Below are 14,834 nucleotides of genomic sequence, written 5' to 3'. Positions count from 1 at the left end.
CCTGCTGCCCCTAGCCACGAAACAGGCAAACCCCTAATGCGGGGCATCCGGGTACGGGGACACAACCGATGCCCGGCCCCCACGAAGGACCTTAGCTTTGATTTAAGCCCGGCACCGAGGCCTGGCGATCCACAACTCCGAGAAGATTTGAGGACCATCCAATGCCTACACTCGCAAACCAGCTCGTCCAGTTCCTGATGGGCCTGTTCAACAACCCCGCCGCTGCCCAGGAGTTCCTGAACGATCCGGAGCGTTCACTCGAGGGTGCCGGCCTGCGCGAAGTCTGCTCCGCCGATGTTGACGCCGCTATGCCGGTTGTCCTGGACTACGCACCCATCACTGTCAACGCTTCTTCCTTCGACCGGGAGTACAACACCGGCGGGAACACCTCATGGACGGGAGGCATCGGCGGCGCCGGCCACACCCCGCCTCCTGCAGGCGGCGGTTCAGGCCACACCCCGGGGCACGACCACCATGACGATCACGCCCACGCTGTCCAGCAGCTGCATCACGTGGTGAACAACTACTCCTACACCTCAACGGTGGATGACCGGGACACGATCACGGACCAGTCGGTCAACCAGAACATCTGGGCCGACGGCGACGTGAACCAGTGGTTCGACAACGAGGCTGTCATCGCATCCGGCGATCAGGCCCTGGCCGCGGGCGACGACAACAACGTCCGGGACTCCTACAACACCACCGACTCCTACAACACGGACAACACCACGGACAATTCCACGGACAACTCGATCACCGCCGGCGGCGACGTCAACATCGGCAACCGCGATCTGGATGTGGCCGATTCGTTCAACACCGACGTTGACCTGGATGTCGCTGATTCGTTCAACGACAACTCCGACAACTCGGACAACTCCGATAATTCCGATAACTCGGATAACTCGGATAACTCCGTGGATAACTCGGTGAAGATTGAGGATTCCTTCCAGGACAACTCCGATAACTCCACCGAGGACAACTCGATCGTAGTCAACGACAACTCGGACAACTCCATCGAAGACAACTCCATCGAAGACAACTCCACCACCGAGGTTGCGGTTGAGGAATCCTTCAACGACAACTCGCAGGCGGAGACCACCGAGGTGGAAGTGGTTGATTCCTTCAACCCGGTTGAGGTTGTGGTTGAGGATTCTTTCCAGGACAACTCCACCGAGGACAACTCGACGAACACTGACGTGGCTGTGGACACCGACGTCGCGGTCGAAGATTCGGAGATCAGCCTCTGATCATCAAATTCCGAGTACCGGGAGCGCCCGGCAGGAGGCCATCGACCTCCTGCCGGGCTCTTCGCGGATTATCCCCCGCCCCACCCGCACTCCTGCTGCAAAGGACAGATCATGGCTGAATCGCAACGACCGGGAGGTCCTGGACGTGCGCCGGTGCCGATGAACGCCGGCCAGCTGGCGTTGCTGGTGGAGCAGGGCATCGAGCTGGTGGGGATAGGGGACCGCGCGGACCTGCGGAAACGCCTGGACCAGACCCTGCGCCGGCTGAAGGATCCGAGTATCCGCGTGATCATGGTGGGGGAATTCAAGCAAGGAAAAAGCAAACTTATCAACGCCCTGGTGAACGCCCCGGTGTGCCCTGTCGACGACGACATCGCCACCTCGGTGCCCACCGTGGTCCGCCACGGGGAACCCGCGTCCGCTGCCATCCTGCTGCCCAAAGCCGGCACAGAGCCCGGCGACGACGCCGCACTGGAGCGGCAGCCCATCAACATAGCGGACCTGGCGGCTTACGTTTCCGAGCGGGGCAACCCCGGAAACGTCAAGAAGCTGGTAGCGGCCGAAGTTTTCCTGCCCCGCAAGGTCCTGGCCGGCGGGCTGACGGTCATCGATTCCCCGGGTGTGGGGGGACTGGGCTCCTCGCACACATTGACCACCCTCACAGCCTTGCCCACAGCGGACGCCATGCTGCTGGTTTCAGACGCCTCGCAGGAATACACCGAGCCCGAAATGCGGTTCCTGCGCCAGGCCATGCGGATCACCCCGAGCGTTGCAGGCATCCTGTCCAAAACGGACCTGTATCCGGACTGGCGGCGTGTGGAGGCCATGGACCGTGCCCAGCTCGCGCAGGTGGCGCCGGACATCCCGCTGTTCGCGGTTTCCTCGGATCTCCGGCTGGAGGCTGCACGCCTTCAGGACAGCGAACTCAACGCCGAGTCGGGTTTCCCCGTGCTGATCGGCCACCTCCGGAATGAAATTGTGGGCAAGGCGGAGCGGCTGCAACGGCGCTCCGTCAGCCAGGACCTGCTCTCCGTGACTGAGAACCTGCGCCTGTCCTTGCGGTCCGAGCTGGGAGCGCTTGAGGATCCTGACGGGACGCCGCGGATGATTGCAGGGCTGGAGGAGGCGAAGTCTCAGGCCGATGAGCTGCGCAAACGTTCCGCCCGGTGGCAGATTACGCTCAACGACGGCATCGGCGACCTGATCGCGGACATGGAGTACGACCTCCGGGACCGCCTGCGGCGCATCCAGCGCGAAGCCGAGGCCGCTATTGACCAGGGCGATCCCGGCCCCACCTGGACCCAGTTTTCCGCGTGGCTCGAGGAGTGCGCCGCCGCCGCGATCTCGGACACGTTTGTGTGGACCAGCGAACGCGCGCAGTGGCTGGCCGCACAGGTGGCGGAGCATTTTTCAGAGGACGAAGTGGCCCTGCCGGTGCTTCACATCTCGGACACCGACGACGCGTTGGACCCGGTGGACAACATGCCAAGGCTCGACGACGGGCACATCAACCCCCTGCAGAAGGTCCTGATCGGCATGCGCGGGTCCTACGGCGGCGTGCTGATGTTCGGGCTCCTGACCGGGATTTTCGGCATGGCCCTGATCAATCCCCTGTCAGTGGGCGCGGGCCTGCTGCTGGGCCGCAAGGCGTACCGCGAGGACAAGGAAGCACGGCTGAAGCGCCGGCAGGCCGAAGCCAAGGCGCTGGTCCGCCGGCAGCTGGACGATGTCACGTTCCAGGTGGGCAAGCAGCTCAAGGACCGGCTCCGGCTGGTGCAGCGCTCCACCCGGGACCACTTCACGGAAATCGCGGACGAACACCATCGCTCCCTGGCGGATTCGGTGGCGGCGGCCCAGAAGGCAGCCACCACCTACACGCTGGAAAAGGACATCCGCATCCGCGAGATCAAGGCCGAGCTCAAGAAGGTGGACGCCCTGCACCATGCCGCCGGCCTGGTGGCCGCCGAAGTGGCCCAATCCCCGGGGCCGCAGGCCGCGCAGTCTCCGGCGGAGCAGTCTCCGGCCGGGCGCGGCACGGCGTCGGGAAACCCGGCGCCGGGAAGTCCGACGGCGGGCGGCCAGCCGGTGGGCACGGCGCCGGTGGGTGCGGCGGGCAGATGAAGGAGTCCATCAGCGCGGGAGTGGCGGACCTGATCCAGGACGCCCTGCTCGTGTATGCGGACGACCCCGCTGCGGCTGCGGCATTGGAGACTTATGCCAGGCGGCTGTCCGAACCCCTCAGGATCGCTGTGGCAGGCATGGTCAAGGCGGGAAAATCCACGCTGCTGAACGCCATCATCGGGGAGGAGATCGCCCCGACCGACACCGGGGAATGCACAAGGATTGTGACCTGGTACCGTTACGGGCACACGCCGCGGATCACGGCCTACCCAATTGCCGGTGAACCGCATATCCTGCCGCTGAAGCGCGTGGACGGCCGCCTGGTGTTTGTCCTGGGCAACGCCCGCGCCGAGGACATGGAACGGCTGGTGGTGGAGTGGCCCTCGCCGGCCCTGCGCGAGCTCACCCTGATAGACACCCCGGGAATTGCCTCGTTGTCCGAAGACGTCTCTGCCCGGTCCACCGATTTCCTCATCCCCGTGGACGCGCCCTCCGAGGCTGATGCCATCATTTACCTCATGCGCCACATGCACGCCTCGGACCTGCGGTTCCTCGAATCCTTCAGGGATACCGAGACGGGTAGGTCGGGAACCGTGAACGCCCTTGCCGTGCTGTCCCGTGCCGACGAGATCGGTGCGGGCCGCATTGATTCGCTGCTCTCCGCGGGTGACATCGCTGACCGGTACCGCCGGGACCACAGCCTGCGGAAGCTGGCGTTGGGGGTGGTCCCGGTGGCCGGGCTGCTGGCGCAAAGCGCACGCAGCATGCGCCAGTCGGACTTCGAGTCCATGCAGGTCCTGGCCGGCATGGAGCGGTCGGCCCGGGAACGGATGCTGCTCTCGGCGGACAGGTTCATCAGGGCCTCTGTCCCGCAAAGCCTGGGCGCCGAAGCCCGCGCCTCCCTCCTTGAGCGGTTCGGGCTGTTTGGGATACGGCTGGGCGTAGTGCTGATTCGGAGTGGCTTCACTGAACCCACGCCACTGGCGCATGAACTGGCCCGGCGCAGCGGGCTGGACCCGTTGCTGCACCTTGTGGCCCGGCAGTTCCAGGCCCGCGGGGATGCCCTCAAAGCCCGTACTGCCTTGGTGGGAGTGGAAAGCTTGCTGCGCAGCGCGCCCAGGGAGGGGGCCGGCCGCCTGGCCGCAGCCTTGGAACGCCTTCAGGCCAACGCCCATGAGTTCCGTGAGCTCCGCTTGCTCGCCACGATCCGTACCACCGGTGTATCCCTCAGCGATGAGTTGGCGGCGGAAGCCGAAAGGCTGGTCGGCGGCTGGGGAGCGGCGTCCGCCCTGAGGCTGGGGCTGGCTCCGGATGCCGGACCGGACGAAGTCCTGGCCGAAGCCCGCCGCTGCCTGAACCGGTGGCGGACGGTATCGGAAAACCCGCTGACGGAGCGCTCAGCCGTGGAGGCCTGCCGCGTGGTGATGCGCAGCTGTGAGGGCGTCGTGGCTGAATGCTCCGCCCTGCAGCTGCACCCGCAGTCCGCCTGAGGTCAGCCCTTATTGCCGCGTCCGCGCCGGCCTGACCTGCGCCGACTGGATCCGCGCTGACTTGAGCCACCTGCCCGCCGACGGCGCAAAAACCGCCACAAGGCCGAGGAACGCAAGGAGCAACTGGGCTCCCCAGAGCAGGACAACATAGCTGCCGGCGTCGCCCTCGGGGACGAGGAAAGCTGCGGCCACCACCATGACCATTACCTGCCCGGCCAGCAGCGGGATCATGAGCCAGCGGGACCAGCCGCGGCGCGCTGAGAAAATTGCCAGCGCCGCCGCTTCGAGCAGGATCACCAGCAGCAGGGCGCCCAGGCTACCCCAGAAAACAATGGCCGCGGATGTGGTTACAGCGTCAGGTCCGCCGCCGGGGGACATCTGGTCCACCACGGTGCGGAGCCGCTCCAGGTGTGAGTCGAGGGTGAGGAAGGAACCGATGAGCACGGCCAGGCCTGCCACGAAGCTGAACAGCCAGAAGGTCCGCGCTAGGCGGACGCTCCGCGGTGTCGGCGGAATGACAACGATGGGCGCCGGCGCGGCGTAGGACAGCCCGGGCCGCGGCGGCGGCAGAGGGGGCGTGGCAGCCCCGGCGGGTGCAACTGGCTGTTGGGATTCTCCGTCGGGGTGCTGGGCCACGTTTTGCCTACTTTACGTCGCCGGTATCGTGGGTGTCCGCGTCTCCCGTGCTGGCACCGCCGGCTTCGTCGTGGCCGATCCCATCCTTGCCCCGCGTACCGGCGTTGTCCTGTCCGGTGCGAGCGGGACCGCCGTCCGCCTTGGCGTTCGCCTCAAGGTCATCCTTGAGCTTCTTGAGGCGGGCAGCGTCGGCCTGGTTGCGGCGGCGCATTTCCAGGTTGCGGAGGAAATCGGGATCATCATCCGGCGCGGTGGGGTGGCTGCGCGGTTGGCGGACCGGGGCTGAGTCACGCGGACGGCCGATCAGCAGCCACAGGATGGCGCCGAGCACCGGAAGGACAATCATCACCACGATCCAGGCCGGCTTGGAGATCCCGCGGGTGAGGCGGCCATCAGTGCGGATCACGTCCACCAGGCCATACACAAAGATGACGAGAATGGCGACGGCGAGAACCACACGGAAGAGCATGGCATTAAGTCTATCGTCCGCGGGCCGGGGGCGTTCAGGCAGAGCGGCTAAACTTGAACCGTGGCTTTTCTGAAATACTCCCTGATCCGGCTGGCGCTGTTTGCGCCGCTCTTTGTGCTCTTTATGTTCCTGAAGCTGGGGGCGGTGCTGTCAGTCATCTGCGCAGCGCTGATCGCGTTTGCGGTCAGCTACCTTTTCTTCCAGAAACAGCGCGACGCCGCCGCTGCCGCCATTCACGGACGGCTCTCCGGCAACGCCAAGCCGCTGCGCAGTGAAAGCGAGGTGGCCGACGCCGAAGCCGAGGACAGCCTCTTGGACGCCAACCCGGATGTCACCATCCGGAACAGCGGCCCGAAGGCCCCCGAAACCGGAACACCGGCCCCGAAGGCACCCGAGTCCTAGAGCCCGAGTCCTTGACCCCGCCCGGATTCGGCCTAGAATCCGTGGCTGAGCACCAGTCCCAGTGAGAACAGCAGGCTGTAGCCGAGGTTGATCAGGCCGGTCTGCTGCAGCACGGGAATGAGGCTTTTGCGCTTGCGGCCGTTGATCATCAGCCAGGCGGGCATCAGGCAGGCCGGGATCAGCAGCAGCACGATCAGCATCCACGGCCGCCCGGGAGCCAGGATGACCACCAGCAGGACGGCCACGGCGAGCATCAGCACGTAGCTTTCGCGGGCGTGCTTGTCGCCCAGGCGCACGGCCAGGGTTTTTTTGCCGGCCTGGATGTCGGTGGGGATGTCGCGGACGTTGTTGGCCATCAGCAGGGCGCAGGCAATGAGACCGGTACCGATCGCGCCGATAACGGCCGGCAGGTTGACCTGGCCGGCCTGGGTGTAGGTGGTGCCGAGTGTTGCCACCAGGCCGAAGAAGACAAACACAAAGACGTCGCCCAGGCCCATGTAGCCGTAGGGGTTCTTGCCGCCGGTGTAGCCCCAGGCGGCCATGACGCAGCCGACTCCCACCAGGATCAGCCACCAGCTCTGGGTGATCAACACCAGCGCCAGGCCGAACAGCATGGCCACCGCGAAGGCGCCGAACGCTGCATATTTGACGTGTTCCGGCTGGGCGGCGCCGGAACCCACCAGCCGCAGGGGTCCCACGCGGTCCTCGTCGGTGCCGCGGACGCCGTCGGAATAATCGTTGGCGTAGTTCACGCCGATCTGCAGCAGCAGCGCCACCAGGGCGGCCAGCACGGCATTAACGGGGCGGAACGAATCCAGCTCGTAGGCCGCGGCGGTGCCGATCAGTACCGGGGCGATGGCGGCCGGCAAAGTGCGGAGGCGGGCGCCTTGGATCCATTGTGCGGCTGTGGCCACGGTCAGTACCTCGTGTTGGGTCGGGAGAACGGTGAAACGGTGGTGGCGGCCGCGAACGGGCCGCCGGTGCAGCTCTACTCTACTTTCCCTGATGCAGCGCGTTGAGCCGTTCGATCATCGCCAGGCGGTCCGGCTTGCCGTTGGGAAGCATCAGCAGTTCCGGGGCAGCCAGGACGGTTTTCGGCGCCAGGAGGCCCAGCCGCCTGTGCCATTCCTCCTTAAGTACGACGGTGTGATCCCCTGCTGGGGAGCCCGCGACACCTGAGTCCGCGGTGGCGCCGGAGGCAGCGGCGTCGAGCGCAACAAAGGCGGCCACGGCCTGGCCCCATTCCGTTGACGGGACGCCGGCCACAAAAGCCGCCGCAACGCCGTCGGACTTTTCCAGCTCTTCCTGCACATGCGCGGCGGAGACCTTGACGCCGCCGGTGATGATGACGTCGTCGGCGCGGCCCAGCACGGTGAGCCGGCCGTCCGCGTCCAGCGTGCCGAGGTCATTGGTGCGGTACCAGCGGACGCCGTCCTCCTCGAAAAACGTGTCCGTCGCTTCGGGCGCATCCACATACCCGGCGGCCACGGTGTCGCCGCCCAGCAGGATACGGCCGTCGTCGGCCACCCGGACCTGGACGCCTTCCAGCGGCACGCCGTCGTACACGCAGCCGCCGCAGGTTTCGGCGGACCCGTACGTGGCGACCACCCTGACGCCGGCCTCGCGGGCGGCGTCCAGCAGCCCGGCCGACGCCGGTGCGCCGCCCAGCAGGATGCCGTTGAACCGCCGCAGGACGGCCAGGGTCTCCGGCGACGGCGCCTCCAGGAGGCGTTGGAGCTGTGTGGGGACCAGCGAGGTGAAGCGGAACTTGTCGGTCAACTCCAGGGCGCCGGCCGTGAACGCCTCGGGGGTGAAACCGCCGGACATGTCCATCACCCACGGGCGGGTGCCGGCGAACAGTGACCGCACCAGGACCTGCACGCCTGCCACGTACTGCACGGGGAGGGCCAGGAGCCACTGGCCCTCGCCCTTGAGCGCCAGGGCGGTGGCCATGGATGAGGCCGCCAGCGCCTCGACGGTCAGGATGGTAGCCTTCGGCGCGCCGGTGGAGCCGGACGTGCGGACCACCGCCACGGCGTCATCGCAGCCGGGCGTCTCGGTGTGTCCCACCACCAGTTCGCCGTCGGGGCCCACGGAAAGTTCGACGGCGGGTCCCTCACCGTGGAGGGCGGCAGCCAGGGCTTTGAGCACCGGGTCGATGTCCGTGGGACCGATGGTCTGGGTTCCGAGATTCATGTGCCGTCCTGCCTTTGAAGTCAGCCGGGGCCTGGAGGCCGGCCGGCTTGGAAGTTTGTGCCTAGACGTGGTGCCTAGAAGTAGTGCGGGAAGCGGGACCAGTCCGGGTCGCGTTTCTCCAGGAAGGCTTCCTTTCCTTCCACCGCCTCGTCCGTCATGTAGGCCAAACGGGTGGCTTCGCCGGCGAAGACCTGCTGGCCGGCCAGGCCGTCGTCGGCAAGGTTGAAGGCGAATTTCAGCATCCGGATGGCCTGCGGTGACTGCCGGGCGATGTCCGCGGCGTATTCCAGGGCCACCTCTTCGAGGCGCTCGTGGTCTACGGCCTCGTTCACGGCGCCAATGCGGACCATGTCGTCCGCGGAGTACTCGCGGGCCAGGAAGAAAATCTCGCGGGCGGACTTCTGGCCGATCTGGCGGGCCAGCAGCGCCGAGCCGTACCCGGCGTCGAAACTTCCCACCGTGGCGTCCGTCTGCTTGAACTTGCCGTGCTGGCGGGAGGCGATCGTGAGGTCCGAGACCACGTGCAGGGAGTGCCCGCCGCCGGCAGCCCAGCCGTTCACGACGGCGATGACCACCTTGGGCATGGTCCGCATGAGCCGCTGGACCTCGAGGATGTGGAGGCGTCCGGCGCGGGCGGGGTCGATGGTTTCCTGGGTCTCGCCGTCGGCATAGCGGTACCCGTCGCGGCCGCGGATGCGCTGGTCCCCGCCGGAGCAGAAGCTGTGGCCGCCGTCCTTGGGGGAGGGGCCGTTGCCGGTGAGCAGGACCGTGGCGACGTCCGGGGTCATGCGGGCGTGGTCCATGGCGCGGTAGAGCTCGTCCACCGTGCCGGGGCGGAAGGCGTTGCGGACTTCCGGGCGGTTGAAGGCGATGCGGACGGTGGGCAGGTCCCTGGTTTCCGTTCCGGTTGTTGAGCCCGTCCCGGTGGTCGAGCTTGTCGAGACCCGCTCTACCTGCCGGTGGTACGTCATGTCCTGGAAGTCGTCGAAACCGGACACGGTGCGCCAGCGGGTGGGGTCAAAGACGTCGGACACCTTGGCGGGAAGTTGGTTGCTCACCGGACAAGTCTAGTAATCGGGTCAGCTGATGCAGAACTCGTTGCCCTCGGGAACGGCAGCTGTCAGGGCTGGACCTGCTGCAACTGCTCGAATAGCTCGGGCGGGATGGCGTAGATGAAGATGACCGCCAGCAGGTTCTTCGCCGCGTGCACAAAGTAGGAGAACATCAGGTTCTTCCCGGTCCACACGTAGACAAACACCAGCGTGCCGCCCATGGCCAGATAGGGGAGCAAAGCACTGAGCGTGATGGCTTCCTGGCCTGCGATATGGATGCCGGCAAAGAGGACCACAGAGAGGGCACAGCACAGCCAGATGTTGAGCCGGCGGCTGAGCTTGCCGATCAGCAGGTGCCGGAAGATGTACTCCTCCACAAACGGGCCCACCACCACCAGGACCGGCACCATCAGCCAGGCAGGAACCTGTTGCATCAGCGCCTGCAGTCCGGCTTGGTTTGCCGACGTCTCCACTCCGCCGCCGGCCGACACCACCACCGCCGTGAGGATCATCATGGCCACCACCGCCGCCGGTACCATCAGCAGCGTGAACCACGGACGGGTGGCCAGCACGCGCAGGTCCCGGGCTACCACCCGGCGGGCGGCGGCCAGCGCCAGGATCCCGATCGAGCCATAGAAGATGAGGTTCACGGCGTACGACGCCGCGGCCGGGCTGGGGGCAAGCTGGCTTATGAGCGGGACCAGCAGTTCCCCGGCCACGGCGAAGAGCCCGGCCGCGGCCACATAGAGGCCGACGGCGGTGAAATCAAGGGCGGAAAACCGGTACAGCTCGGGCTGCGGCGCGGGTGGTTTCCGGTGCGTGATGGCCATGTCTTCAGCCTAGCTCCCCCCCAACTAGGTAGCGCTAACTGTCGTTTTGAGGCCCCAAAGCGACAGTTAGCGCTACCTAGTTGGGAGTGGGCGGGTGGGCGTCACATTGCGGGGCCAGATCGGCGTCGCGTAGAATGTTCGGTATGCCTAAATTTTTGTTTCGGCGCGCCAAAGTAGCCGCCCGAACCCTCGCCCGGGGAACGGCGGCATTCCGCGCTGCCGGCGCCACCGCCGTCGTCCTTGTGTCCCTCTCCCTTACCGCGTGCGGGGGTGACGCTTCAGGCAACAGTGACAGTGACAAGCCCGTGGTCCTGACCACCTTCACGGTGCTGGCCGACGTCGCCCGGAACGTTGCGGGGGACAAGCTCACCGTGGAGTCCATCACCAAGGCGGGCGCCGAGATCCACGGCTACGAACCGACCCCCGGCGACATACGCAAGGCAGCCAAGGCGGATCTCATCCTGGACAACGGCCTGAACCTCGAAGCCTGGTTTGGGCAGTTCGTCGAGGGCCTGGACGTGCCGCACGCCGTGGTCAGTGACGGTGTGGAGGTCATGTCCATCAGCGAGGACTCCTACCAGGGCAAACCGAACCCGCATGCCTGGATGTCGCCCGTGAACGTGCAGATCTACACGGACAACATGGTGAAGGCGTTCAGCGAGCTTGACCCGGAGAACGCTGCGGTATTCAAAGCCAACGGTGACGCCTACAAGGCCGAACTGCAGGGTGTGCAGGACGAGATGAAAGCAAGCCTCGCAGGCCTCCCGGAGAACCAGCGCGCCCTGGTGACCTGCGAAGGCGCATTCTCCTACCTGGCCCGTGATGCCGGGCTCAAAGAGGTCTACATCTGGGCCGTCAACGCCGAACAGCAGGCCACGCCGCAACAGATCACCCGCGCCATCGAGTACGTCAAGGCCAACAAGGTTCCTGCCGTGTTCTGTGAATCCACGGTGTCCGATGCGCCCATGCAGCAGGTGGTGGGCGCCACCGGAGCGAAGTTCGGCGGCACGCTATACGTGGATTCGCTGTCCGAAGCCGACGGGCCCGTACCCACTTACCTGGACCTGATCAGGCACGACGCCGATGTCATCACCAAGGCCCTGGCCAGCACCTCAGCCGGAACCTCCACCGGGGCCCCAGCAGGGGCGAAGTAATGAGCTCCCCGGCCATCCTCGTTGAAAACGTCACCGTCCACTACGGCGAGGTCCTGGCGCTCGATTCCGCCTCGCTCACCGTGGACGCCGCCCGGATCTGCGGCCTGATCGGCATGAACGGGTCCGGGAAGTCCACCCTGTTCAAGGTGATCATGGGAATGATCAAGCCCGACGCCGGCCGCGTACTGATCGGCGGACAGTCACCCACCAGGGCGCGCAAGGAGGGCGGGATCGGCTATGTGCCGCAGAGCGAGGACGTTGACTGGCAGTTCCCGCTGTCCGTCCGCGATGTGGTGATGATGGGACGCTACGGGCACCAGGGCTTCACCCGGCGCCCCTCCAAGGCCGACCGCGCCGCCGTCGATCTGGCGCTGGACCGCGTGGAACTGGGCGAGTACGCGGAACGGCAGATCGGGCAGCTGTCCGGCGGGCAGAAGAAGCGTGCTTTTGTGGCCCGCGGCATTGCCCAGGGTGCCACCATGATGCTCCTGGACGAACCGTTCGCCGGCGTTGACAAGCGCTCCGAGGCCACCATCACCCGGCTGCTGCGCGAGCTGGCCTCCGACGGCTGCACCATCCTCATCTCCACCCACGACCTCCACGCGCTGCCCAACCTGTGCGACGAAGCCGTGCTCCTCATGCGCCGGGTCCTGATGCACGGCGCCCCGGAACTGGTGCTCCAGCCGGAGAACCTCGCCATGGCGTTCGGCCTGGATGTGCTGAACCGCGACCTTCCGGTACCTCCCCACCCCGCCGTCACGGCCGCCGTCGTCCACCCCGCAGCCGCCGGCGCCTCCGCCATCATCGAGAGCAGGGGCTGACCCGTGGAAATCTTCGACATTCTGCTCGAACCGCTCAGCTACGACTTTATGGTCCGCGCCATCGTCACCACCGCGCTCGCCGCCGTCGTCTGTGCTGTCCTCAGCTGTTGGCTGGTGCTGATCGGCTGGTCCCTGATGGGCGACGCCGTCTCCCACGCCGTGCTGCCCGGCGTTGTGCTGGCCTACATTGTGGGCGCCCCGTTTGCGCTCGGTGCCCTGGTGTTCGCGCTGATCGCGGTGACCCTGATCGGCGTCATCCGCAACACCAGCCGCGTGAAGGAGGACGCCGCCATCGGCATTGTGTTCACCTCGCTGTTTGCCTTGGGCCTTGTGCTGATCTCCGTCACGCCCAGCCAGACTGACCTGAATCACATCATCTTCGGCAACCTCCTGGGCGTCAGCATCCCGGACCTGATCCAGGTGCTGGTGCTCGGCGTCGTCGCGTTCGTCATCCTGATCCTGAAGCGCCGCGACCTGACCCTCTATGCGTTCGATCCCACGCACGCCCACGCGATCGGGCTCTCCCCGAAACGGCTGGGGGCGCTGCTTATGGGGCTGCTGGCTTTGACGTCGGTGGTGGCGCTGCAGACGGTGGGCGTGGTGCTGGTGGTGGCGATGCTCATCATCCCCGGTGCCACCGCCTACCTGCTCACGGACCGCTTCAACCGGATGCTGGTCATCGCACCGGTGATTTCAGCGGTGTGCTCCATCGCCGGCATCTACTTCAGCTACTACCTGGACACGGCTTCGGGCGCCATGGTGGTGCTCACGCAGGGCGTGGTGTTCGCTGCCGTCTACCTGTTCAGCCCCCGGCAGGGACTGATCGGCACCCGGCTGGCGAAGGCCCGCCGCAGGAAGGCCGCCGCGCTTCTGGTTGCCTAGGCCCGGGAGTCCACAGCAACGCGGGGTCAATTACTGCCCAATACGAGGGGAAACATGAGCGTTAAGTGACCCCGCGTTGTTCTTTTGCTGTGGTCTGACCTGGTGTGGTTTACCGGGTGGGAACGGGGGAGCGCCGCACGGTGATGTCGCCGTAGGCGCTGCGGGCGCGGATCTCCACTTTGGCGTCCGTCTCGCTTGGCCCGGTGGTGGCATCGAGTCCGTTGCGGACGCGACCGTACTTGGTGCTGAGGTCCAGCCACGCGGCGGTGCCTTCGCGGACGCCGATGGCCAACGAACCTGCGGCGGTCTGTAGGGTGAGGATTCCGCGGACCACCTCGCCGACCGTGATGTCGCCGTTGGAGGCCTTGATGGTGGTGGTGACGCCGGCGCGTTCCAGGGAGACGTCCCCGTTGGCGGCACTGACCTTGAGTTCACCGGCGGCATCCACGATGTACGTGCTGCCGTTGCCGTTCTTGACGCTGGCGGTCCCGTCGATTTCCCGGATCCGAATCTTGCCCGAGCCGGTCTTGATTTCCGCCCGCCCCGCGACGCGTTCCACGGTCACGTCGCCCATGCCCGTGTGGACCCGGAGTTCCGTGGAGTGGTCGAGGTGGACGTGGCCCATGTCCGTCTTCAGTTCGGCGGAGCTGAATTCGCCCTCGCAGCGGAGATCGCCCATTCCGGACTTCAACTCAAGGCTGCAGCCGATGGGCACTTCAACTGCGATGTCCACGGCGCCGCCGTCGCTGAACCAGGTGTGGCGGCGTTGCGGATGCAGCCTTACCTGCAGGCGTCCATCCGTGTAGTCCACGGTGGTCTGCTCCGCCGCCTTGATGTCCAGGGCCCGGGTTGCTTCGCGGGGCCGGACGTTGACCACGGTGTCGGTGCGGTTGCCGGCCACAACCAGAATGTCGGCACGGACGGACACGTCCACCACGACGGCGATTGGCTGGGGGGTCTCGAAGGTTTTCATCAGCGTGCCCATCCTGTGAAGTTCTGCTCGCCGGGATCGCGGCGAATGGTCCGTTGGGTGGATTGGTTCCCGTTGAGGGCGTCCGCGACGGCCCGGATCAGCCAGGAGTTTACGGACAGGCCTTCAATGCCGGCGGCCTCTTCAACCTGCTGCTTGAGGTGATCGGGAAGGCGGAGCGTCGTGCGGGAGGTGCTGGCGCCGTCGAACTCTTCCGGAGTCTGCCGGGAAGGCTGGCTGGACCGTTCCGTCACCGCTTCGAAGTCGCTGGCAACGGGCGGGCTGGTGACCACAAACTCCGGATCGCGGCCCCGGAGCCGTACCTCCACCGACGCCGGGGCCAGCTCGAGGGTGATCTCGCTGGCGGCGTCGGAGAGGGCTTCGAGGAGGACGAGCCGGACGGTGGACTCAAGCGCGGCAGTGAGGCGGTCGCTGAGTTCCCGGGCCTCAGGGCCACCGGCTTCGGCCGCGACGCCCAGCTGATGCTGGACGGCGGATACGTACTGGTTGAGTTGCATGACACCATTTTGACGTCACTTTGGTGTCATGTCAATACTTTCTGGC

At 66.2% G+C, this 14,834-nt stretch carries 15 protein-coding genes; 7 read left to right on the top strand and 8 right to left on the bottom strand.

Features of this window, described 5'->3' with window-relative positions; genetic code table 11:
• Positions 1-161: 161 nt before the first annotated feature.
• The 3 genes from NG698_RS14295 to NG698_RS14285 all read left to right on the top strand — a co-directional run bounded on the left by NG698_RS14295 (position 162) and on the right by NG698_RS14285 (position 4,858).
• Entirely contained in the window at positions 162-1,247 is a 1,086-nt protein-coding gene (locus NG698_RS14295; protein ID WP_252610621.1) for an IniB N-terminal domain-containing protein, read from the top strand.
• 159 nt (positions 1,248-1,406) lie between these two features.
• Positions 1,407-3,368 carry a dynamin family protein gene (locus tag NG698_RS14290; RefSeq protein WP_374209916.1) on the top strand — a complete coding sequence of 654 codons (1,962 nt, stop codon included), beginning with the start codon at positions 1,407-1,409 and terminating at the stop codon, positions 3,366-3,368.
• Positions 3,365-4,858 carry a dynamin family protein gene (locus tag NG698_RS14285; protein WP_252610617.1) on the top strand — a complete coding sequence of 498 codons (1,494 nt, stop codon included), beginning with the start codon at positions 3,365-3,367 and terminating at the stop codon, positions 4,856-4,858. The genes NG698_RS14290 and NG698_RS14285 overlap by 4 nt, the downstream gene beginning before the upstream one ends.
• A gap of 9 nt (positions 4,859-4,867) precedes the next feature.
• Here the strand turns inward: NG698_RS14285 and NG698_RS14280 are convergent, their stop codons facing one another.
• Entirely contained in the window at positions 4,868-5,494 is a 627-nt protein-coding gene (locus NG698_RS14280) for a DUF6264 family protein (protein ID WP_252610615.1), read from the bottom strand.
• Positions 5,495-5,501: 7 nt separating this feature from the next.
• Complete coding sequence (locus tag NG698_RS14275) at positions 5,502-5,963, bottom strand: PLD nuclease N-terminal domain-containing protein (protein WP_252599892.1); 462 nt, start codon at positions 5,961-5,963, stop codon at positions 5,502-5,504.
• 60 nt (positions 5,964-6,023) lie between these two features.
• Between NG698_RS14275 and NG698_RS14270 the strand changes: the two genes are divergently transcribed.
• Positions 6,024-6,365: a DUF4229 domain-containing protein gene (locus NG698_RS14270; RefSeq protein WP_252599893.1), complete on the top strand. Its 342-nt coding sequence runs from the start codon at positions 6,024-6,026 to the stop codon at positions 6,363-6,365.
• Positions 6,366-6,397: 32 nt separating this feature from the next.
• Here the strand turns inward: NG698_RS14270 and NG698_RS14265 are convergent, their stop codons facing one another.
• The 4 genes from NG698_RS14265 to NG698_RS14250 all read right to left on the bottom strand — a co-directional run bounded on the left by NG698_RS14265 (position 6,398) and on the right by NG698_RS14250 (position 10,443).
• Entirely contained in the window at positions 6,398-7,279 is an 882-nt protein-coding gene (locus NG698_RS14265) for a 1,4-dihydroxy-2-naphthoate polyprenyltransferase (RefSeq protein WP_252599894.1), read from the bottom strand.
• Positions 7,280-7,358: 79 nt separating this feature from the next.
• The gene (locus NG698_RS14260) at positions 7,359-8,561 is read right to left on the bottom strand and encodes an AMP-binding protein (RefSeq protein WP_252599895.1); all 1,203 of its coding nucleotides are present in this window, start codon (positions 8,559-8,561) and stop codon (positions 7,359-7,361) included.
• Positions 8,562-8,635: 74 nt separating this feature from the next.
• The gene (locus NG698_RS14255; protein ID WP_252599896.1) at positions 8,636-9,619 is read right to left on the bottom strand and encodes a 1,4-dihydroxy-2-naphthoyl-CoA synthase; all 984 of its coding nucleotides are present in this window, start codon (positions 9,617-9,619) and stop codon (positions 8,636-8,638) included.
• Between the two features lie 62 nt (positions 9,620-9,681).
• Positions 9,682-10,443, bottom strand: coding sequence for a CPBP family intramembrane glutamic endopeptidase (locus NG698_RS14250; RefSeq protein WP_252610613.1), 762 nt, complete (start codon positions 10,441-10,443; stop codon positions 9,682-9,684).
• 143 nt (positions 10,444-10,586) lie between these two features.
• Here NG698_RS14250 and NG698_RS14245 point away from each other — a divergent pair, with 143 nt between their 5' ends.
• From NG698_RS14245 to NG698_RS14235, 3 genes are read left to right on the top strand one after another with little or no spacing between them, the layout of a single operon-like run.
• Complete coding sequence (locus tag NG698_RS14245) at positions 10,587-11,597, top strand: metal ABC transporter substrate-binding protein (protein ID WP_252610611.1); 1,011 nt, start codon at positions 10,587-10,589, stop codon at positions 11,595-11,597.
• Positions 11,597-12,418, top strand: a complete 822-nt coding sequence (locus NG698_RS14240) for a metal ABC transporter ATP-binding protein (protein ID WP_252610609.1) — start codon at positions 11,597-11,599, stop codon at positions 12,416-12,418. The genes NG698_RS14245 and NG698_RS14240 overlap by 1 nt, the downstream gene beginning before the upstream one ends.
• 48 nt (positions 12,419-12,466) lie before the next feature.
• Positions 12,467-13,300 carry a metal ABC transporter permease gene (locus NG698_RS14235; RefSeq protein ID WP_252599945.1) on the top strand — a complete coding sequence of 278 codons (834 nt, stop codon included), beginning with the start codon at positions 12,467-12,469 and terminating at the stop codon, positions 13,298-13,300.
• Between the two features lie 109 nt (positions 13,301-13,409).
• Here the strand turns inward: NG698_RS14235 and NG698_RS14230 are convergent, their stop codons facing one another.
• Both NG698_RS14230 and NG698_RS14225 read right to left on the bottom strand, forming a co-directional pair.
• A complete protein-coding gene (locus NG698_RS14230; RefSeq protein ID WP_252610607.1) occupies positions 13,410-14,273 on the bottom strand; it encodes a DUF4097 family beta strand repeat-containing protein in 864 nt (287 codons plus the stop codon).
• Positions 14,273-14,788, bottom strand: coding sequence for a histidine kinase (locus NG698_RS14225; RefSeq protein ID WP_252610605.1), 516 nt, complete (start codon positions 14,786-14,788; stop codon positions 14,273-14,275). The genes NG698_RS14230 and NG698_RS14225 overlap by 1 nt, the downstream gene beginning before the upstream one ends.
• Positions 14,789-14,834: the final 46 nt, after the last annotated feature.

It is taken from the genome of Pseudarthrobacter raffinosi (assembly GCF_023913735.1).
Taxonomy (GTDB): Bacteria; Actinomycetota; Actinomycetes; order Actinomycetales; family Micrococcaceae; genus Arthrobacter; species Arthrobacter raffinosi.
Note: the sequence above shows the minus strand (reverse complement) of the source record. Positions and strands in the feature narration are given on the sequence as shown.